An 18,938-nucleotide genomic window follows, 5' to 3' on the forward strand; every position below is an offset into this window, starting at 1 on the left:
CGTATCCGCGATATCGGCCGCACGAAACCGTCCGGGGTCGCAAGACCCCGTTCCCGGCTATTACAGCAATCCCGGCCCTAAATCTTGATGAAGATCTTTCGCCGGTACAGCACCGCCACAAACAGCCAGCACACCGCAACGAATCCAACCGAGTAGATCAAAGACGCGAACGCAACATTCGGAATAATCCCCTGGATAGCATGAAATATTGCCTGTTGCAGGTTCACCCCAGGATGCACCGGAATACTCGAGATCGCAGCCGCCAGCAGCTCCGAAAACACATAAGCCGCAATCGCATTCGTGCCGAAGATAAAAAACGGCTTCAGCCATCCGGCCTGGCCCTTCCCCGATCTCTTCTCCGGATAGTCCACCAGGAACAAGCTCAACGCGAGCAGCAGAAGGCTAAGCCCGCCCGCGAACAAAACGAACGAGCTCGTCCAAAGCTTCTTATTGATCGGGAACCAGGCATTCCACACCCCACCCAGCAGCACTCCGCTCAACCCCGCAACTGCGATGCCGGTAATCTTCTCACTCAGCGCCCGCTGCGTCCGCAGCCAAATTCCAGTCAGCAGTCCAAGCAGCGCAGTCCCCAGCGCAGGAATCGTACTCAGCAAGCCCTCAGGATCGCGCGTGTGCTCATACAAATGAGACGCAGAAAAGATCTGCCGGTCGAGCCACGCCGTCAGGTTCGCATCGCGGTCCAGCAGAGGAATCTGATGCGTCGGCACGCCGTATCCAGGCACCGGCACAAACCTCATCAGCACCCAATACGTTGCTAGCGCACCCACCACCAGCGCAACTTTACTACGCCAGCCCGGACTCACCAGGTACAGCGACGCCACCACCAGATAGCAAATCGCAATCCGCGGAAGCACCCCGTAAAACCGCATCGTGTGCAGGTTGAAGAAAGGGAAGCTGTTCACCACCAGCCCCAGCAGGTAAAGAATCACTGCACGCCGAGCCACATGCATCAGCAGCGACTGCCGCGAAGCCCCCTGTGCCAGTCGCGAGGCCGTAGAAAACACCGTCGAGATCCCAACCAGAAAAAGAAAAGTAGGAAACACCAGGTCCGTCGGCGTAAATCCATTCCACGCCGCATGCTTCAGCGGCCAGTAAGCATGCACCTCGTCGCCGTTGTTGTTCACCAGGATCATGAACGCGATCGTAAGACCGCGCAGGAAGTCGAGCGACAGCAGCCGTGCAGGCCGTGCGCCCGTCAAAGAAGGCCAGGGTGTTTCGGAGCGTGCACTCATCGTTGTCATAGTCTACTGATGCGCCTCGGTTTGCGAAGTAGGATTCAGTTTCAGTGCGCGTGCTATCGCGAGCGCCGCGCTATACGTATCGCCACGCGGAGCAGCGTCATAGGCCTTCCGGCTATGATTCCACTCGTCGCCGAACGCATACCAGTCAATGATCTCCGGTGCCTTCCCCGTCGCCAGCGCCGTCGAAAGCGAGTCGAAGTACATCTTCCATCGCACCTGGTAGTAGTCGCTCGTCAGCCCGGCCCAGTCGCGGTTGCCGTACTCATGCAGCCCAAACTCGCTCGCCTTCCGGTCGCCCCATGTCGTCAGAATCGACCGCGCATCGTAGTTCAACCGCTCAAGCTCCGCAGGCGAAGAAGCCCACGCCGGAACATACGAAAGCCATCTCCCCAGCAGAAAAAATGAGTTCGTCTGCAGAAGATCATCCTGCAGCGCCATATCCTCGAGCCACTCCTTGGTCAGCCTCGCAAACGCACCCTGATCCTTCGTGTCATAGGCCTGCTTGATCAGAGGCAGCAGCCGTCTGCTCTCATTCGCCATCGCCTGCCGCGCCACATCCACCAGATCGTACTGGTACGTCTCGGTCGAACGCAGCGCAGGCGCAACCTCCAGCATCTCCGTCAACGCGGGCGCAAGCTCTGCCGGGTCATACCGCACCACATCAGGAGACCACGTCGCCGCGCGCAACGCAGTCAAAGTCGGCTGCGCGTCAAACAGAGAATCCTGCGAAGCGTCGCGCTCGCCATGCTCCGCATTCCCATCCGCCCGATACCCATACGCCGTCTTCAGCAGAATCTGCCACGCTCGCCGCGCATGCGCATCCTCCGCCCCATAACGTCGCATCGCATAACCATCGGCCCACTGCGGCAGATCCACCGGATCTGTATGCCACGCCATCTCCGTATACAGATCGAACGCAAAAGGGTTCGTATCCAGACCCTCCGGAAACACCGCTGTCCCAACGATCTTGCTGCCAGGCCGCTTCGCCATCAGCGGAAGCCGCACCGCATAGTCATACAGTGGAGCACCCATCGTCGTGCGTCCGCCAAACTCCCACAACCCGCCGTACAGCCACGATGCCCCGCGAAACTCGCGGTCACGATCCTCGCGCGGAACTCGCCCCTGCTCGATCTCCGCTATCAGTACATGGCTCGTGTCGAGCGCCGAAAGCAGCTCCTGCGTCGGGTTCTTCTGCCATCCCAGCAGCATCCACAGCGCATCAGGATGCTTTCGCTGCAGAGCCTCCTGCACCTTCTTCGCCGCCGAAACCGGCACATCGCCCGACCCGCCACCCTCCTGAAAGATCTCCAGATCGTAGATCGCCGAATCGCCATACAGCGCATGCTGATGCCGGTAGAACGACTCCGCCAGCTTGTCGAAGTTCGAATCCCGCGGATCCAGCCACCCCGGCCGCGTAAACCCATTCCAGTCTCCCTGCGTAATCACATGCGCGCCCGGATGCAGCGTGGCGAAGTCCGCAGGCACGATCCCGTAGTACCCCGGCAGCACCGGCATAATCCCAAGGCTCCGCAGCATCGCGATCAGCTGCCGCGCCGACTTCGATCTCTTCTCCAGCAGCTCCATCGAAATAGGTGCCTCAAAGCAGCACATATTCCCCATTAGCTGCCAGTTCTGATGCGCGGGTTGAACGATCCACCTGCGAATTGCCTCATCGGAGTAGCCCGAGTCGCGAAACGTCTGATACAGCACCAGGTCCATCCCGCGCTCAATCAAGATCGCATTGGTCCCGCTCATCGCCAGAATGTCGATCTCATGCTGCCACCGCTTCAGATCCCAGTAAGGCGTCGAGTAGCCATCGACGTTCTCATTCAGCGCATAACGCCACGGATAGAGCGCAGGCTTTTCGATCGCTGCCTCAGGCGCAGGCAGCTTCATGCCGTCCGCGCCAAGCTGAAACCCGTTCGGCGAAATCTGTAGATGCGCCACATACTTCAGGTACCAGTTGACGCCGTACAACAGGGTCGGTTGCGTAGTCGCTTCCACGCGGATGTGCCCCCGCGTCCCGGTGATCCGGAAGTAGTCTTTGTGATCGGCCTTCGCCACCAGCGCCAGGTGAAACTGCGGAGCCAGCTGCGGCATCAGCCGTTCGAGCACACCCTCCGCTGGTGCCGTAGGAGACTCACTCCACGCCCGTACCCCAGGCACAAGCGCAGCCGCAAAAAGAGCAATCGAAAGAATCTGCTTGAGAAGCATGCACACCAATGTAGCGAACTTTCCCCGCCACGGTTTTGATATCTTTCTCGAAGAAGCAAAGCGGAGCGGGGCAGTCTTCCGCCGCCACGTGAAGTGAGAACAGGTCAGATACGCGTAATTCAAAGACATCTGGCATCGCCGACCAGCTCGAACATCGATCTCCTCGATCTTGTTGACAGTGCCGTTCACGGAAGATAGGGTTACCCGAACGTAACCGCTTACTGGCAACAGCATAGAGCATTTGGAGGCAAAGTGAGTCTCGCGAAAGACATAAAGACCGTCGTAACCGACAGCCACTTCCTCGTCCCGCTCGGTGTACTTGTGCTCGGCATCGCTCTCTTGGTGATCCTGCACTAGAAGAAAAACGAGCGGAAAAGCAGCACCGAAGCAATGAGGAAGCAGCATGGCGTTAGCAACAGAGCGGGTAAAGAAAACGGGGCTGTCGCTGCATGGCCTGGGCGTCATCTGCGGACTCACCGCAGGCGTGTGGCTCGGTGCAGCAGAGGCCCCCACTAAGCTCGTCAACGCCGGCTTCTCCCCCTTCGCCATCTCGCTCTGCATGGTCGCCGGCGTCTTCACCGCGCGTTGGACCTTCCCCACGCTGCTAAAAGGAACCAGCTACGTCTTCGCCGACCTCCTCGAAAAGAAGCACCTCATCATCTGGGCTCTTCTCGCGGGAGCCCTCTGGGCCGTAGCCAATACGCTCACCGTCTTCGCCATCCGCGACGTCGGCCTCGCCGTCGCCTTCCCCATGTGGAACGCCAACTCGCTCATCGGCCTCTTCTGGGGCCGCGTTCTCTTTCGCGAGCTCGAAGGCGCAAGCGGAAAAAACATCGCCAAGGTAATCACCGGCGCCATCGCCATCGTCATCGCGGCGGTCATGCTCGGCTTCAGTACCATCCACGGCGGAGCCGTCGGCTCTCACGCCCTGCGCGGCATCGCCGCAGCCCTTGGCGCAAGCCTTATGTGGGGAACCATGTACGTCCCCTACCGCAAAGCCTACCTCAGCGGCATGAACCCGCTCTCCTTCGTCACCGCCTTCACCGTCGGCGAGCTTGGCACCGTCCTCGCCCTTACCCTCGCTCTCGACGGCGGTCTGCACTCCTCCGCCTTCCATCTCTTCCGTATGCCCGGAGTCCTCTTCTGGCTCTTCCTCGGAGGCTTCGTCTGGGTCATCGGCGATCTCTTCCAGCAGTTCGCTGCCAAGTATCTCGGCATCGGCCGCGGCATCCCGCTCTCCAACACCAATCAACTCTGGGGCCTCGCCTGGGGAGCCCTCGTCTTCGGCGAACTCGCAACCGCAGACCGCCAGCACATGCTCCTGGTCCTCGGAGGCTCCGCCCTCATGATCCTCGGCGCGCTCGCCATCAGCACCGCCGTCGCCTCAGCCAAGGAGCTCAGCTCCACCAACGAAGCCGTCCTCCGCGAATGCAATCGTTATGGCTTGGATTATCATCGAACCATCATGGCTCAAGCCGGTGATGAATTCAGTGGCCGAAGCGAGCGCCGCCGCTGGTGGGACTACGCCATCGTCACGGTCGCAACCGCTGTCTTCCTCACCCTCGGACTCCGCGCCACGGTACCCCCGCTCACCATGGATCTCCGTTGGGCGATGATCCTCGGTGCAGTACTGATCGCCAGCCTCATCGCCGGTGGCTGGAGCCTCTGGCGGCGAACCCGCTTCAGCTAAGTCGAAGGAGAAGGGAAGAGATGGCAGTAAGGCTGAAAGACATCGCGCACGATCTTGGAGTCTCCGTCGTCACCGTCTCCAAAGTCCTCAGAGGCAGCTCCGACATCGGCGAGGCCACCCGCCGCCGTGTCCTCAAGCGCATGAAGGAGCTGAACTATCAGCCCAACATGATGGCCCGTGGCCTCGCCAGCGGCAGGACCTACACCGTCGGCCTCGTCGTTCCCGACCTCGTCCATCCCTTCTTCGCCGAGTTCGCCAAGTCCCTCAGCGGCGTCCTTCGCACCAGCCGCCGCGCTCTCATCCTCGCCTCCTCCGAGGAGGATCCCGAGGTCGAGCGCCAAGAGATCCGCACCCTCCTCAGTCGCGGCGTCGACGTCCTCCTCATCGCCTCCTGCCAGCCGAACCTCCGCAACTTCTACGAACTCGGCGACAACCGAACGCCCTACCTCCTCTTCGACCGCAACTTCCCCCATCTCGCCGCGCACTTCGTCGGCTCCGACGACGTCCAGGTTGGCGAGATGGCGACTCAGCACCTCATCGACATCGGCCGCAAACGCATCGCCCACATCGGCGGCAAGAACTCCAGTCCCTCCTTCGACCGACTGCGCGGCTACCGCAACGCCCTCACGCAGGCAGGCCTCACCGCCCCCGAAAACTACATCATCCTCCGCGAGCGCATGGAAGAGTCCGGCGACACCGTCGGCTTCCAGGCCATGCAAGAGCTGCTCAAACTCAAGCCAAGCCCCGACGCTGTCTTCTGCTACAACGACCTCATGGCCGTAGGTGCGATCGAGGCGACCCTCCAGGCCGGCCTCCGCGTCCCCGAAGACATCGCTTTCATCGGCTGCGGCAACCTCCGCTACGCCAACTACCTCCGCGTCCCCCTTAGCTCCATCGATCACGGCACCAACGAGTTAGGCCGCATCGCAGGCGAGCTCGCCCTGGAGCTCTCCGCAAACCCCGAGCTCGAGCCGAAAAGCCTTCTCGTCCCCTCAACCTTGAAAGCTCGCGCCTCCAGCGTCGGCAGCTCGCAGTAAGCAAAAAAAAGCAATTTCCTCTTGCCATCCGTCCCTCCGCGCTCCTATAGTTAGCTTCACGTAAGCGCTTACGTGAAGCTGACCGCTCAAGGAGCCACCTCCATGCCCGCCAATGTACTGTCCACCGACGCCCCTCTCAAAGACCTCGACGAGTGGGATGACTTTCTCACCGGCCGCTACCAGGAAGGCAAGAGCGAAGATCAGTTCCGGCAGTACGACGAAAAGGCCACCCCGGCCGTAGCCGAGTTCTACCGCCTCAACCACCAGCACCAGACCTTCGACTACGTCCTCGCCAAAGAGAAGGAGTACTTCGGCCTCAACAAGGGCCAGAAGAGCATCTGGGAGGCCGCCGAGTTCCTCAACACCCTGGTCGACGACAGCGACCCCGACACTGACCTCACCCAGATCGAGCATCTCCTCCAAACCTCCGAAGCCATCCGCCGCGACGGCCACCCCCGTTGGTTTGTTCTGACCGGCTTCATCCACGACCTCGGCAAAGTCCTCTGCCTCTGGGGCGAGCCGCAGTGGGGAGTTGTCGGCGACACCTTCCCCGTCGGCTGTGCCTACTCTAAAGACATCGTCTTCCCCGAGTACTTCGCCGCCAATCCCGACCTCAAAAACCCCATCTACCAGACCAAATACGGCGTCTACGAGCCCAACTGCGGCCTCGACAAGGTCCACCTCTCCTTCGGTCACGACGGCTACATCGGCGAAGTCATGAAGAACTACATGCCCGAAGAGTCCCTCTACATGCTCCGCTACCACTCCTTCTACTCCGCCCACCGTCACGGAGCCTACCGCCACCTCATGAACGATCACGACGTGGAGATGTTGGAGTGGGTCAACAAGTTCAACGTCTATGACCTCTACTCCAAGGGCCACACCAAGCCCAACCTCAAAGAGCTAAAGCCCTACTACGACGATCTCTTCGCCGAGTTCTTCCCAGAGAAGATCGCCTGGTAACTCATAAAGTTACAAATATGAAACCTTTCCAGCAGAAAAGCCTCGCATCAGCGAGGCTTTTCTGCTGCTGTTTCCGCGAACCTACCCAAAAGAATCGTCACCGCTCGCTGCATCCACCTACGAAGCCCGCTTCTTCAAATCGGGAGCAGCCTTCTTCTCATCCTCGCGGCTCTTTGCCGCCGCAGTCTTCTCTTTGGCGGACATCGGCTTCTTCTTCATCTCCGGCTCTTCAGAGCTCTTCATCAGAATCGGCGCCGCAGCCTCAGTAATCTTCGCAGCCGCAGCCAGCTCTTCATTCAGATTCTCAGTCAGCAGGTCAATCACATCCTGCATTCCCAGCGTCTTCGCCATCGCAATCGTCGCCTGGTAGCCTGCAATCTCGTAGTGTTCCGTGCGCAGCGCCGCCCCAATCAAGCCGCAATCGAAGGAAGCTCCCTCCTCATCCTTCTCCAGCGCATCCTTGCCCTCCTCGACGATGCCCTCCATTCCGTTGCAGTGCTCGCCGGTCGCCTTCTCTTCAAGGTGTGCAAACACCTCCTTCAGCCGCTCCACCTGCCCTTTAGTCTCTTCCAGGTGCGCCGTAAAAAGCGCTTTGAGCTTGGCATCCTTCGCGCCTTTAGCTAGCTTGGGCAGAGCCTTTACTAACTGATTCTCCGCGCTGTACATATCGCGCAACTCATCGAGCAGAACATCCTTAAGTGGCATACATTTCTCCTGTGTCGTTCTATGATTCCCGGCACATAAGCCACTTGCGAATCACTTAGTGAGAGCAGCAATCGCCTTAGGAAGTTGGCCGCCCCGCAGCTTAAATATCAGCCGCTAAACAACACGCCGCTTAAATATCGAAGGAGCCGCAGCAATCGCGGCTCCTTCCATCCGATCGGACTACTTCTTGCTGGAGGCTGCCGACTTCGCGTGCGCGTCGGTAGACTTGCCATGGGCTGAAGTGGACGACTCATGGGCCTTCTTGGAGTGCTCCTGAGCCTCATCATGGCTGCCCGAATCGTGCTTCGTGGCTGCATTGATGTGGTGACCTGCTGCTTCGGTATGATGCTTCGCTGCATCCATATGCGCTTGTTTAGCCATTGTGTGTCACTACCTTTTCTAAGAGCATGTGCTCTTGTCCGGATACGATGACATCGCCCCACCCCGCGTTATCCGTGCCTCTACGGCCCGTCCGCAAAACGGAGGAATTTGTTCATCCATTCAACAAAGCAAAAGGCGAGGCACTCGAGCCGTGCAGAAAGTCCCGAACCATCGAGGCAAAACTTAAAGCCCCAGCGTGCTCAGCCCCGGATGATCGTCAGGCCGCCGCCCCAGCGGCCAATGAAACTTGCGCTCTGCCTCGGTGATCCTCAGCTCGTTGATGCTGGCATGCCGCGCATACATCAGGCCCTCTTCGTCGAACTCCCAGTTCTCATTCCCGTACGCGCGAAACCAGTTGGCAGAGTCGTCGTGGTACTCATACGCGAACCGCACCGCGATACGATTCCCCCGAAACGCCCAGATCTCCTTGATCAGCCGGTAGTCCAGCTCTCTGGTCCACTTGCGCGTGAGAAACGCCACAATATGTTCTCTTCCGGTTACAAACTCCGCCCGATTTCGCCACCGTGAATCGATCGTATACGCCAGGGAAACCTTCTCCGGGTCGCGGGTGTTCCAGCCGTCTTCCGCTAGCCGTACCTTCTGCACTGCGGACTCTTCGGTAAATGGGGGAAGTGGGGGACGAGAGGGCATGGTCGTACGCTCCTTTTCTACATAGCAAGTATGCGCTTCGACCAACAAAGCTACAACAATCGGACACGCCGTCTTCTTACTTTTTCCTCGCCCGTTTGGCCGGTCTTCGCGAAGCCGCCTTATCCCTCCGCGCCACATCGGCCAGTTGAATCGTATGGGCATTCACGATCCCACGAATCAGCCCAGGAAAACGTCCCTCGATCTCCGTGCAGCGAGAGGTATTCTGCACCTCGACGCCATGCCGCTCTCCTCGAATCAATCCCGCCTCTCGCAACACCTTGAAGTGCTGCGAAAGCGTCGACTTCGGAATCGCCTTCTCGCTGACCGTCAAAAAGTTGGAGCAGTTCAGCGAGCAGTCCTGCGCCACGATGTCCGCATAGATGGCAACCCGCACCGGATCGGAGAGAGCATGCAGGATCGCCTCTACCGTAACGTCTTCAACCGAAGGATGGAAGAGGGGCCTCATGTCTATTAATCATATCTTCATTTGCAGCATTGTCCATTAGTTCTTTAAATCGGAACTAATGAATCTTAACTAAAACTCGCTTCATCTTACTCAACAGAAACCGGTCGGATCCTGCGCTTGCAGGCCGGCTGAAAAAGAGTTTATCGGCACACGCACTCTCGAAGAAGGAGATACATCATGAGCAAACTTAAAGGTAAGGTAGCAGTCGTTACAGGCGCATCCAAGGGCATCGGAGCAGCCATCGCCAAATCGCTCGCCACAGAAGGCGCTTCCGTCGTCGTAAACTACGCCTCCAGCAAATCCGGTGCGGACACCGTCGTCGCCGCCATCACCGCCGCCGGCGGCAAAGCCGTAGCGGTTGGTGGAGACGTCTCCAAAGCTGCCGAAGCAAAGGGCATCATCGACGCAGCCATCAAGAACTACGGCCGCCTCGATATCCTCGTCAACAACTCCGGCGTCTATGAGTTCTCCTCCATCGAAGACTTCACCGAAGAGCAGTTCCACCGCATCTTCAACATCAACGTCCTCGGGACCCTCCTCACCACTCAGGCAGCGGTCAAGCATCTCGGCGAAGGCGCCAGCATCATCAACATCGGCTCCGGCGTCAGCCGCATCACCCCGCCCAACAGCGCAGTCTACACCGCAACCAAGGGCGCACTGGATGCCATCACCGGCGTACTCGCGAGAGAGTTGGGCGCAAAGAAGATTCGCGTCAACTCCATCAACCCCGGTATCGTCGACACCGAAGGCACACAGACCGCCGGCTTCATCGGCTCAGACTTTGAAAAGAGCCTCATCGCCCAGACTCCGTTGGGTCGCGCCGGCCGGCCAGGCGACATCGCCTCCGTCGCCACCTTCCTCGCCTCTGACGACTCGAACTGGATCACAGGCGAGCTCATCATCACCAGCGGCGGCCTCCGCTAATCGGATCGAGACCCTCACTCAGGCAGCTTACCCAAAGCGCCGAGTGAGAGTCTCATAAACGTACCTATAGTCAACGCTTAACGAACCGCAGGCAACACTCCACATAAGTAAAAGGACAAGTCTCATGGGTAAGCTCGAAGGAAAAGTAGCAGTCATCACCGCGGCAACATCTGGTATGGCACTAGCCACAGCAAAGCTCTTCGTCGAAGAAGGTGCTTACGTCTTCATCACCGGCCGCCGTCAGGACAAGCTCGATGAAGCCGTAAAAGCCATCGGCAAAAACGTCACCGGCGTTCAGGGCGACGCCGGCAACCTTGCCGATCTCGACCGCCTCTATGACACCGTGAAGAAGCTCAAAGGAAAGATCGACATCCTCTTCGCCAGCGCAGGAACCGGCGAGTTCGCAAAGATCGGCGAAGTCACCGAAGAGCACTTCGACAAGACCTTCGACCTCAACGTGCGCGGCACACTCTTCACCGTTCAGAAGGCGCTCCCGCTCTTCACCGACGGCGGCTCCATCTTCCTCAACGGCTCCATCGCCAGCATCAAGGGCTTCCCCGCATTCGGCGTCTACAGCGCAAGCAAGGCTGCAGTCCGCTCCTTCGCTCGCACCTGGCTGGTCGATCTCAAGGAGCGCAAGATCCGCGTCAACATCCTCAGCCCCGGCACCATCGACACCCCCATCCTCGATCCCCTCGGCCCCGATGCCAAGGAGTACTTCAAGTCGCAGGTCCCACGCGGCGAGATCGGCCGTCCCGAAGAGATCGCAACCGTCGCTCTCTTCCTGGCCTCCAGCGATTCCAGCTTCGTCAACGGCATCGAGCTCTTCGTCGATGGCGGCACCGCCCAGATCTAAACCGCACCGCAACAAAAAAACTCGCCGCGCCCCCAAGCGCGGCGAGCCTGTCTATTTCCCCACCACGAGCAGCGTCACCCCATGCCTGGGAATCCTCGACGTCACCACACCCGACCTCCGTCCAAGATCCGCACCCTTCCAAACATCCCTCACCGCTGCGCCCTTCGCAAATCCAATCGCCGTCAGGTCCACCGACACATCCCGCGTACTCCAGCTCCGGTTGAACAGTCCGACTGCAACCCTCCCACCGCTCAGCGGCTTGGTCCACACATCCAGATCCCCGCTCTGGTAAAGCCGATCCCCCTGCTTCGCCATCGCGTCCTGGTCGATCGCAATCGCCTCTTTGTTCATCAAAATATTCTTGTCCGACTCCGTCATCTTGCTCAGGTCGTTCCCCGCCAGCAGCGGCGCAGCCAGAATCACCCACAAACTCATGTGCGTCTTGTACTCGTCCTCTGTCATCTTGCCGTTGCCGACCTCCAGCATATCCGGATCGTTCCACCGTCCCGGCCCCGCATACTTCGACAGCCCTGCCTGGCCGAACCCAATCGCGATCATCCGTCCATACGAGTCGTCGATATCATCGGTCGTCCGCCACATCGTCGCTCCCACCTCCGGACCCCACTTCCACGGCTCATCGACGCCATACTGGCACAGGCTGTAAACAATCGGCCGCCCCGTCGCCTTCAGCGCCTCCCCCATCTTTTTATAAGCAGCAATCATCAGCGCATTCGACATGTTGATGTCGCCCGAATGCTCTTTCTCCAACTGGCGCATGTTGTCCCCGAACGAGCACAGGTCGTACTTCAAAAAGTCGACGCCCCACTCTGCATACATCTTCGCGTCCTGCGCCTCGTGCCCCAAACTCCCCGCATATCCGCCGCAAGTCTTCGCACCCGGCGAAGAGTAGATCCCGAACTTCAAACCCTTCGAGTGGATGTAATCTCCCAGCGCCTTCATATCCGGAAACCGTTCGTTCGTATGCAGCACGCCCTGCGCATCCCGCGTACCCTGCCATGTGTCGTCGACATTGACATATACATACCCTGCGTCCCGCATCCCAGTACTCACCAGCGCATCCGCCGCCGACCGTACATCCGCATCCGTCACGTGCTCCGCAAAGTGGTTCCAGCTATTCCAGCCCATCGGCGGAGTCGCACCCTGCTTCACCTGACCCATCGCAACGGCAACTGAAATCAGCGCCAGAGTGACCAACGAAAAAGCACGCTTAAAGCTATGCATAGACAAGCTCCTGGTATCGTTTACAAAACCTGTCCAGCATACAGCGCCGCCACGCCAAATCGAACTTCCGAAAAGATCGTCTAAAGCCAATCCAGCTTGCGAAGGACGAAGAGCAGGATCGCGGTAGCGACGATGGTGATACCGCCGACCCACTCGGCACCGTGGGGGGAGTCTTCAAAAGGCAGACCTTTCAGATTCATCCCATAGATGCCCGAGATAGCGAGAACTGGAAGCACTATCGTGCCTAAAATCGTCAACACCTTCATCACCTCGTTCGTCCGGTTCGAGACCGACGAGAGGTAAATATCCAGGGTGTTGTTGAGGAGATCGCGCTGGGTCTCGACCGAGTCCAGCAGGCGGGCGATATGGTCGTACGTGTCGCGGACGTAGGGCTGGTTATCGACCTCAATGATCGTCGTCGGATCGCGTTGAAGATGCAGTGCGGCGTCGCGCGTGTTGACCAGCACACGGCGGAACTCGATGAGTTCGCGCTTGATGGCGAAGACGGCCTGCAGGATCTCGGGAGAGGGCTCGTCGAAGACCTTGTCCTCTAACTCGTCGATGCGGTCGTCGAAGTGATCGATGGCAGGGAAGTAAAGATCGACGATGCTGTCAAGAATCAGCGAGACGAGTTTGTCGGGGTGCTCCTCATCTCCGTCGCGGCGAGCGCGAGCCAGGGCCTGCTCCGTCGTGGAGCAGTTGGGATCCGCAATCGTGATCAGGAAGTTCTTCCCGGCGAAGATATCGATCGGCGTGAAGGAGGGCATCTGTTCGCCTGGATTGTCGGGATCTGGAACCAGCCGAACCGGTTTGAAGACGGCGAAGGTGTAGTCGCGACCGGAGTCGACTTTAACCCCTTCCTCTCCGCTCCGGGCATCTTCCAGGTGCAGAGGGTGCAGATTGTACTTCTTCGCGAGCTCGTCGAGCTTCGGGTCGTTGGCGTCTTCGAGTTGATACCAGGGCATGAGAACTCCTTCTGTCGGCGATTCGACGCCAGAGAACAGCAACTCAAGTCCATCCTACTGTGGCTTGCCTTTAGGTTCTGGAAGACTCTTAGATCTACTCAAGCTACTCTTTGTTGCTGACCAGCGAGAACATCGCCTTCAAGGAGATCGATCCGCACCCGACCACCGCGCCTCTCGTAACTAATCAGCCCGCGCCTTCGTCCCGTAAGCGAGCGAAGCATACCAATCCCCGCGCCCCTGCGGTGTCAGATCCATGAAGTTCCACACCGGCGCCAGCAGGTCGATGCCGCGCTCTTGGATCTCCGGCGCCATCTTCGGATGCGCGGTATAGAAGTGTCGCACCGTCCCATCGGTGTCCTTCATAAAAACAGAGACAGACGAATCTTGCCCGCCGTCACTGTCTTCACTACCAAGATCGTATTTGAACCTACTCGAGTCCGCGCTCAACAAACGCAGCTTGTCCCACCCTCGAGCGCGGGCATGATCGCGGAGTGCCTTGGGGTCCGCCGCGGCAACAACCGCGAAGTCGATGTTCTGCGCAAGGTGCTGTGCCACGCCGTTCGCTCCATCGATCCACATCGTGCACATCGGGCAAGGCTTGGTCTGCTTCTTGCCGTACATCAGGTGGTAGATCACCAGCGGGCGAGCCGCCGCAGTAAAAAGTTCGCTGAGCTTTACGGATCGAATCGGCTCATCACCCGCATGAAGATCGACCGGCCCCTCGCGGAACTCGTAATCCTGCAAAGCCGCACCCTGCGGCAACCCGCGCCGCAACGCGGCCACTCTCTCGCGGTGCTGCATCAGTTCAATCTCCGCGAGGCGCAGCTCCTCTCGCTTCGCCAGGTAGTCCTCAGATTCATTCGTGAGGTTCGTCTGCCGATACGTCCCATCTATAAATTCGTGAGTCATGCAACACCTCCACCGTCGGTCGGCGTGCTCTCCCTGCATGCCTCCCAGTAAAGACCGAGCCATGAACTCCCGTCACCGCCCGGTCTTGTCCCAGCAATGCGCCAGATACTTTATTCTTTGTTGCTGACCAGAGAGAACATCGCTCCAAGGGGATCCTGCCCCTGGATAATCCAACTCCCGCCCGGCACCTGCATCGGACCATTGATCACCTTGCCGCCACCGGACTCCACTCGTTTCACAGCCGCACCGATCGAGTCGACATTGAAATAAAAAGCCCAGTGTGGCACCGGGATCTGCGGAGCTTTCGTCATCATGCCGCCGTCGCCCATCTCCTTGTGGTCGCCCTCATCGAAGATCCGGTAAACACCCATCGGCCCCATGTCCATGTCGCTGAGCTTCGTCCAACCAAAAAGTTTGTTGTAAAACTCAAACCCAGCTTCAAGGTCGGTTGTGTGCAGCTCATGCCAGCCGATGGTACCGGGCGTTGGAGGTTGGGGCCGCTCCGGCGAAGGCATCGCGGGATTCGGCGTAAAGACAACAATCGCAGCTCCCTGCGGGTCCGACATCACCGCGAAGCGAAGCATGCCGGGAACGTCGGTGGCTGGCCTCCATAGCTTGCCTCCCGCCTCCACGATCTTTTCAATGTGTGCATCGACGTCATCGACGGAGATGTAGCCCACCCACGCGGTGTGTTCGGGGAGCGTCAACATGCCCGCGATCCCGGCCTCGCCCAGGTTGAAGGTGGTGTACTCCATACCGCCTGTACTTGGCATCTCGCGCGTCGTCCATCCAACGACGTCAGAGTAAAACTTGCCGGCGGCCTTCGTGTCGCTGGTCATCAGTTCGTACCAGCCGAATCTTCCTTTTGGCGTAAACATTGCAGAGTTCTCCTTTGGGTTTGACGACATGACGCGGTTCACGTCCATTTGACGGATCATCGTGCCCAATGCTCCGACCGCAACGTCCAAATGAGCCTATCAAAACCTGCACAAGGCAGGCTCGAAAAAATAATCAAAAAAACTACTCCAAACTTGGCGTATGAGTTATCTCCAACTCGATACAATTAAAGGAGAGATCAACCTTAGGGCTGCCTGCGGCGAAAGCTGCGGCAGCCCTTCGCATTTAACTTGCAGCAACCGGCCACCATCGCACCACGAAAGTCACACAAACCACCATGACCAACACAGAAAACATCGAGACACGGTCGCCACCTGTCCGGCCTCGAACCCTGCGCTAAACAAACAAAACGCACCATTACGTTTTGTCTGTCAATCCGAAGAGAATCTGCTTTTGCAGTTCTAAGCATTAGGTAATTTTCTCTAAGCCCAACAAAACAAGTATTTTAGCCGTAACCCTCATGAATGCAATATTTTAGCGGCACACCCTGTCGCCAAGCCATTGCATCCATTGCACTTACTCCCAAAATACCCCGGGTGGGGGGGAGGGGGCCCAACCGTAATTCAAGGAGCCAAAATGGAAACCGCCATCTGCCGCCACATCAAGACCAACGGACGCCGTTGCAAGTCGCCTCTCTCGGACTCTCCGCCTTCTGCTACTTCCACTCCCGCCTCTTGCGGCGCCACAGAAACCTCGTCGAAACCGCGCCCGTTCTGCACGAAAACCACGCCAACCCCTACCCATCTGCACCCGGAATACCCGAATATCTGCCCGAATCGGCCCTCGAGCTGGACCTCCCTCCCCTCGAAGACGTCGAGTCCATCCAGGTCTCCGTCTCGCTCCTCGTCACCGCACTTGCCCGCAACCGCATCGACTCCAAACGCGCCGCGGTCCTGCTCTATGGCCTCCAACTGGCATCCACCAACGCCCGGTCCGTCACCATCGAACCCGCCGCCTCCTCCATCGTCCGCTCCCTCTCCCGCACCAAATCCGGTCTGGACCTCGCAACCAACCAATAAAGAGTCTTAGAAGTCGGCAGCGACGAAGAAGGAGCCTTGTCGGTGGGGCAAGGCTCCTGAAGAAAAAACTACACGGACGAGTGGTCTCAACCGTCAAAGTATTACCCCGGGGAACAACGTCTCACCATGCAGCGTAAGACAATTCATCTCGTCCCATGGAAGTCGCCCTCAATCTCGACCCGCTCTCGCCGATAGCTCTCTATCGCCAGATCTACGATGGCCTTCGCGACGGCATCATCGGAGAGAGATTCGAAGGCGGAACCAGGCTGCCTGCCTCCCGCGCCTTCGCCGCTTCCCTCGGTGTCTCGCGCATCACCGTGACAGAGTGCTACGAGCGCCTGATCTCAGAGGGCTATCTCGAGACCCGCCGGGGCTCCGGAACCTTCGTCTGCTCCCGCCTGCCGGAGCGCGACCTCTACGCCTCAGGTATAACCGCCGAAGCTCCTCCTCAATTACATGCTGACGTGCCCATGCGGCTCTCCCGCTACGGCGAAATCGTCAACGCCCCCATCCGCCCCCCCACCCCTCCGGAGATCATCCGCTGCGACCGCCACGGCCCCGATGTCAGCCTCTTTCCAAACAAACTCTGGGCGCGCCTTTGGGCCCGGCGTATGCAGGAGGGAGCCGAAAATCTCCTGCAATACACCCAGGAGTACAGTGGCAATAACGACCTGCGCGTCGCCATAGCCCAGTATCTACGAAAGTCCCGCGCCGTCGTCTGCGACCCCAGCCAGGTCATCATCACCAGCGGATCCCAGCAGGCAATCTACCTCACCGCGAGAATCTTCCTCGACCCATCCGACTATGTCGCCTTGGAGACCCCGGGCTACCTCTTCGCAGGCAGAATCTTCGCCTCGCAAAGCGCAAAGCTCCTCCCCATCCCCGTCGACCGGCACGGCATGCAGGTCTCTCAGCTCAAAAAGCACCGCGAAAAATCCGTCAAGCTCGTCTACATCACGCCGTCCCACCAGTATCCGCGCGGAGTCTCCCTCTCTATCTCCCGCCGCATGGAGCTCCTCGACTGGGCCAAAGATACAGGCACCCTCATCTTCGAGGACGACTACGACAGCGAGTACCGCTACAACGAGCGGCCGCTCCCCTCCATCCAGGGCATGGTCCCGGACGCCCCCGTTCTCTACGTCGGAACCTTCTCCAAACTCCTCTTTCCAACCCTGAGGCTGGGCTACTTGGTCGTCCCCCCCGCCCTCCACAATGTCTTCACCGGTGCCAAGCTTCTCTGCGACTTTCAAAGTTCCTCCATCGACCAGCGCATCCTGGCCGACTTCATGGCGGAAGGGCATCTCGAGCCCCACGTCCGCAAGATGAGAATCATCTACGGCAACCGCCGTGCCCTGCTCGCCGAGTCGCTGCAGAAGCACTTCGGACGCAAGGTCACCATCCTCGGAGACCACGCCGGTATGCACTTCCTCGCCGACTTCCAGATCAACCTCTCCGAGGAAGATGCCTTCGCCCGAGCCCTGGCAGCGGGGGTAAGAGTGGAGCGCGTCTACTGGCCCGCAGGCTCATCGGTGCAGAGACCAGGGCACGTCCAGTTCGTCTTCGCCTTCGCCTCCCTCAGCGAAAATAACATCCTCCTCGCAACAGAACGCCTCGCTCAAGCGCTTCTCGTATAACGAGATAAGCGCCGCACACAGCAGCCTCGACCAGGACAGAAATACCCTCGATAGCGCTCATTGAGGTACTGTCGTGGCAAACTGTACTCGGACCGAAGAAGAACTAAGCCCATCCCTCAGAACGAAAAGGACACAGATGATCCGTCAGACCCGCAGAAACTTTCTCCAGTCCGCCACTGCCGCGGCCGTTTACAGCTCCTCTCTTCTCCGCAACGGACGTCTGCTCGCATCGCCCTTTGGCCTGCCTATCGGCCTCCAGCTCTACTCGGTCCGCGAGATGCTCGCGAAAGACTACGAAGGGACGCTCAAACAGATCGCGGCTCTTGGCTATCGGGAGGTAGAAGCCGCAGGCTTCTTTGACCACTCCCCCCAGCAGGTCAAAAGCGCGATGTCGGCAGCAGGCCTGAACTGTGTCAGCGCTCACTACCCCTACGCCAGTCTCAGCAAAGACTTCGACAAGATCCTCGAGTTCAACAAGGGCCTGGGTGTCCAGTACATTATCTGCGCGTTCCCCGGTATCAAAGACCCCTCACGGCTGAAAGATACGTCTTACCTCACGCAGATCAACTCCTTCACCTTGGAGGATTACCGCTGGAACGCGGATCAGTTTAACCACTTCGGCGAAAAGACGAAAGCTGCCGGCATGAAGTTCGGTTATCACAACCACACCATGGAGTTTGCCAAACAGGATGGAGTCGTTCCGCTCGACGAGATGATTCGCCTCACCGATCCCGAGCTGGTAACTCTTGAGTTGGACTGCGGATGGGTCATCGTCGGAGGCGCCAATCCAGTGGATTATCTGCATCGCTATCCCACCCGCATCTCGATGCTTCACGTCAAGGACTTCAAACACACCGACAAGCCGGCGTCTGTCTCGGCCCCACCGCCCGCGGCGCAACTAGGGCAGGGAACCCTGGACTATCGCCCGGTCTTCGAGGCTGCGAAGAAGGCAAATATCAAGCATTACTTTGTCGAGCAGGAAGGGTTCGACATCCCGCCTCTCGAAGCTCTCAAAATAGACGCGGATTACATGAAGAAACTCACGGTTTAAATCAGTTTTCTAACGCCGGCGTCGCTCTTACCTGACGCCGGCGTGAAAAAACCGCAGGGCACCCTCAAGGCC

General features: G+C 58.8%; 19 protein-coding genes. 9 read left to right on the forward strand and 10 right to left on the reverse strand.

The genetic code is table 11. The features are described 5' to 3' along the window. Positions 1 to 77: 77 nt before the first annotated feature. The gene (locus GSQ94_RS02545) at positions 78 to 1,262 is read right to left on the reverse strand and encodes an acyltransferase family protein (RefSeq protein WP_371417423.1); all 1,185 of its coding nucleotides are present in this window, start codon (positions 1,260 to 1,262) and stop codon (positions 78 to 80) included. Between the two features lie 3 nt (positions 1,263 to 1,265). Further along, positions 1,266 to 3,476, reverse strand: coding sequence for an alpha-N-acetylglucosaminidase (locus tag GSQ94_RS02550; protein ID WP_158941742.1), 2,211 nt, complete (start codon positions 3,474 to 3,476; stop codon positions 1,266 to 1,268). Between the two features lie 252 nt (positions 3,477 to 3,728). On the opposite strand from GSQ94_RS02550, the gene GSQ94_RS21055 reads away from it, so the two are divergent. From GSQ94_RS21055 to GSQ94_RS02565, 4 genes are all read left to right on the forward strand, one after another. Further along, positions 3,729 to 3,833 (forward strand): translocated intimin receptor Tir, encoded by a 105-nt coding sequence (locus GSQ94_RS21055; protein WP_216842999.1) that lies wholly within the window; start codon positions 3,729 to 3,731, stop codon positions 3,831 to 3,833. Positions 3,834 to 3,879: 46 nt separating this feature from the next. Then, entirely contained in the window at positions 3,880 to 5,166 is a 1,287-nt protein-coding gene (locus GSQ94_RS02555; protein ID WP_158941743.1) for a GRP family sugar transporter, read from the forward strand. Between the two features lie 20 nt (positions 5,167 to 5,186). Next, entirely contained in the window at positions 5,187 to 6,203 is a 1,017-nt protein-coding gene (locus tag GSQ94_RS02560; protein ID WP_158941744.1) for a LacI family DNA-binding transcriptional regulator, read from the forward strand. Positions 6,204 to 6,305: 102 nt separating this feature from the next. Continuing rightward, positions 6,306 to 7,166: an inositol oxygenase family protein gene (locus GSQ94_RS02565; RefSeq protein WP_158941745.1), complete on the forward strand. Its 861-nt coding sequence runs from the start codon at positions 6,306 to 6,308 to the stop codon at positions 7,164 to 7,166. A gap of 117 nt (positions 7,167 to 7,283) precedes the next feature. Here GSQ94_RS02565 and GSQ94_RS02570 read toward each other — a convergent pair whose 3' ends face one another. The 4 genes from GSQ94_RS02570 to GSQ94_RS02585 all read right to left on the reverse strand — a co-directional run bounded on the left by GSQ94_RS02570 (position 7,284) and on the right by GSQ94_RS02585 (position 9,369). Beyond that, on the reverse strand, positions 7,284 to 7,871 hold the full coding sequence (locus GSQ94_RS02570) for a ferritin-like domain-containing protein (protein WP_158941746.1): 588 nt from the start codon (positions 7,869 to 7,871) through the stop codon (positions 7,284 to 7,286). A 180-nt stretch (positions 7,872 to 8,051) separates the two neighbouring features. After that, on the reverse strand, positions 8,052 to 8,252 hold the full coding sequence (locus GSQ94_RS02575) for a hypothetical protein (protein ID WP_158941747.1): 201 nt from the start codon (positions 8,250 to 8,252) through the stop codon (positions 8,052 to 8,054). Positions 8,253 to 8,435: 183 nt separating this feature from the next. Further along, a complete protein-coding gene (locus GSQ94_RS02580; RefSeq protein WP_158941748.1) occupies positions 8,436 to 8,903 on the reverse strand; it encodes a nuclear transport factor 2 family protein in 468 nt (155 codons plus the stop codon). A 76-nt stretch (positions 8,904 to 8,979) separates the two neighbouring features. Continuing rightward, positions 8,980 to 9,369 (reverse strand): helix-turn-helix domain-containing protein, encoded by a 390-nt coding sequence (locus tag GSQ94_RS02585; RefSeq protein ID WP_158941749.1) that lies wholly within the window; start codon positions 9,367 to 9,369, stop codon positions 8,980 to 8,982. 177 nt (positions 9,370 to 9,546) lie between these two features. On the opposite strand from GSQ94_RS02585, the gene GSQ94_RS02590 reads away from it, so the two are divergent. Beyond that, a complete protein-coding gene (locus GSQ94_RS02590) occupies positions 9,547 to 10,293 on the forward strand; it encodes an SDR family NAD(P)-dependent oxidoreductase (protein ID WP_158941750.1) in 747 nt (248 codons plus the stop codon). A gap of 124 nt (positions 10,294 to 10,417) precedes the next feature. Next, on the forward strand, positions 10,418 to 11,149 hold the full coding sequence (locus GSQ94_RS02595) for an SDR family NAD(P)-dependent oxidoreductase (protein ID WP_158941751.1): 732 nt from the start codon (positions 10,418 to 10,420) through the stop codon (positions 11,147 to 11,149). Positions 11,150 to 11,200: 51 nt separating this feature from the next. On the opposite strand, the gene GSQ94_RS02600 is transcribed toward GSQ94_RS02595, so the two are convergent. The 4 genes from GSQ94_RS02600 to GSQ94_RS02615 form a co-directional block, all read right to left on the reverse strand. Then, entirely contained in the window at positions 11,201 to 12,391 is a 1,191-nt protein-coding gene (locus GSQ94_RS02600; RefSeq protein WP_174240870.1) for a glycoside hydrolase family 27 protein, read from the reverse strand. 80 nt (positions 12,392 to 12,471) lie between these two features. Continuing rightward, positions 12,472 to 13,356: a magnesium transporter CorA family protein gene (locus GSQ94_RS02605; protein WP_158941752.1), complete on the reverse strand. Its 885-nt coding sequence runs from the start codon at positions 13,354 to 13,356 to the stop codon at positions 12,472 to 12,474. Positions 13,357 to 13,536: 180 nt separating this feature from the next. Further along, complete coding sequence (locus GSQ94_RS02610) at positions 13,537 to 14,265, reverse strand: DUF899 family protein (RefSeq protein ID WP_158941753.1); 729 nt, start codon at positions 14,263 to 14,265, stop codon at positions 13,537 to 13,539. 110 nt (positions 14,266 to 14,375) lie between these two features. After that, a complete protein-coding gene (locus GSQ94_RS02615) occupies positions 14,376 to 15,143 on the reverse strand; it encodes a VOC family protein (protein WP_158941754.1) in 768 nt (255 codons plus the stop codon). 639 nt (positions 15,144 to 15,782) lie between these two features. Here GSQ94_RS02615 and GSQ94_RS02620 point away from each other — a divergent pair. The 3 genes from GSQ94_RS02620 (at position 15,783) to GSQ94_RS02630 (ending at position 18,866) form a co-directional block, all read left to right on the forward strand. Next, entirely contained in the window at positions 15,783 to 16,181 is a 399-nt protein-coding gene (locus tag GSQ94_RS02620) for a hypothetical protein (protein ID WP_158941755.1), read from the forward strand. A 155-nt stretch (positions 16,182 to 16,336) separates the two neighbouring features. Continuing rightward, complete coding sequence (locus GSQ94_RS02625; protein ID WP_158941756.1) at positions 16,337 to 17,815, forward strand: PLP-dependent aminotransferase family protein; 1,479 nt, start codon at positions 16,337 to 16,339, stop codon at positions 17,813 to 17,815. A 136-nt stretch (positions 17,816 to 17,951) separates the two neighbouring features. Further along, positions 17,952 to 18,866 carry a sugar phosphate isomerase/epimerase gene (locus GSQ94_RS02630; RefSeq protein WP_158941757.1) on the forward strand — a complete coding sequence of 305 codons (915 nt, stop codon included), beginning with the start codon at positions 17,952 to 17,954 and terminating at the stop codon, positions 18,864 to 18,866. Positions 18,867 to 18,938 lie beyond the last annotated feature (72 nt).

The organism is Granulicella sp. S190 (genome assembly GCF_009766095.1).
Classification (GTDB): Bacteria; Acidobacteriota; Terriglobia; order Terriglobales; family Acidobacteriaceae; genus Edaphobacter.

Bases quoted from the DNA above. Each gene is read 5' to 3' on its own strand.
- GSQ94_RS02545 (WP_371417423.1), bottom strand. From the start codon at position 1,262: ATGACAACGATGAGTGCACGCTCCGAAACACCCTGGCCTTCTTTGACG.
- GSQ94_RS02550 (WP_158941742.1), bottom strand. From the start codon at position 3,476: ATGCTTCTCAAGCAGATTCTTTCGATTGCTCTTTTTGCGGCTGCGCTT.
- GSQ94_RS02555 (WP_158941743.1), top strand. From the start codon at position 3,880: ATGGCGTTAGCAACAGAGCGGGTAAAGAAAACGGGGCTGTCGCTGCAT.
- GSQ94_RS02560 (WP_158941744.1), top strand. From the start codon at position 5,187: ATGGCAGTAAGGCTGAAAGACATCGCGCACGATCTTGGAGTCTCCGTC.
- GSQ94_RS02565 (WP_158941745.1), top strand. From the start codon at position 6,306: ATGCCCGCCAATGTACTGTCCACCGACGCCCCTCTCAAAGACCTCGAC.
- GSQ94_RS02570 (WP_158941746.1), bottom strand. From the start codon at position 7,871: ATGCCACTTAAGGATGTTCTGCTCGATGAGTTGCGCGATATGTACAGC.
- GSQ94_RS02575 (WP_158941747.1), bottom strand. From the start codon at position 8,252: ATGGCTAAACAAGCGCATATGGATGCAGCGAAGCATCATACCGAAGCA.
- GSQ94_RS02580 (WP_158941748.1), bottom strand. From the start codon at position 8,903: ATGCCCTCTCGTCCCCCACTTCCCCCATTTACCGAAGAGTCCGCAGTG.
- GSQ94_RS02585 (WP_158941749.1), bottom strand. From the start codon at position 9,369: ATGAGGCCCCTCTTCCATCCTTCGGTTGAAGACGTTACGGTAGAGGCG.
- GSQ94_RS02590 (WP_158941750.1), top strand. From the start codon at position 9,547: ATGAGCAAACTTAAAGGTAAGGTAGCAGTCGTTACAGGCGCATCCAAG.
- GSQ94_RS02595 (WP_158941751.1), top strand. From the start codon at position 10,418: ATGGGTAAGCTCGAAGGAAAAGTAGCAGTCATCACCGCGGCAACATCT.
- GSQ94_RS02600 (WP_174240870.1), bottom strand. From the start codon at position 12,391: ATGCATAGCTTTAAGCGTGCTTTTTCGTTGGTCACTCTGGCGCTGATT.
- GSQ94_RS02605 (WP_158941752.1), bottom strand. From the start codon at position 13,356: ATGCCCTGGTATCAACTCGAAGACGCCAACGACCCGAAGCTCGACGAG.
- GSQ94_RS02610 (WP_158941753.1), bottom strand. From the start codon at position 14,265: ATGACTCACGAATTTATAGATGGGACGTATCGGCAGACGAACCTCACG.
- GSQ94_RS02615 (WP_158941754.1), bottom strand. From the start codon at position 15,143: ATGTTTACGCCAAAAGGAAGATTCGGCTGGTACGAACTGATGACCAGC.
- GSQ94_RS02625 (WP_158941756.1), top strand. From the start codon at position 16,337: ATGGAAGTCGCCCTCAATCTCGACCCGCTCTCGCCGATAGCTCTCTAT.
- GSQ94_RS02630 (WP_158941757.1), top strand. From the start codon at position 17,952: ATGATCCGTCAGACCCGCAGAAACTTTCTCCAGTCCGCCACTGCCGCG.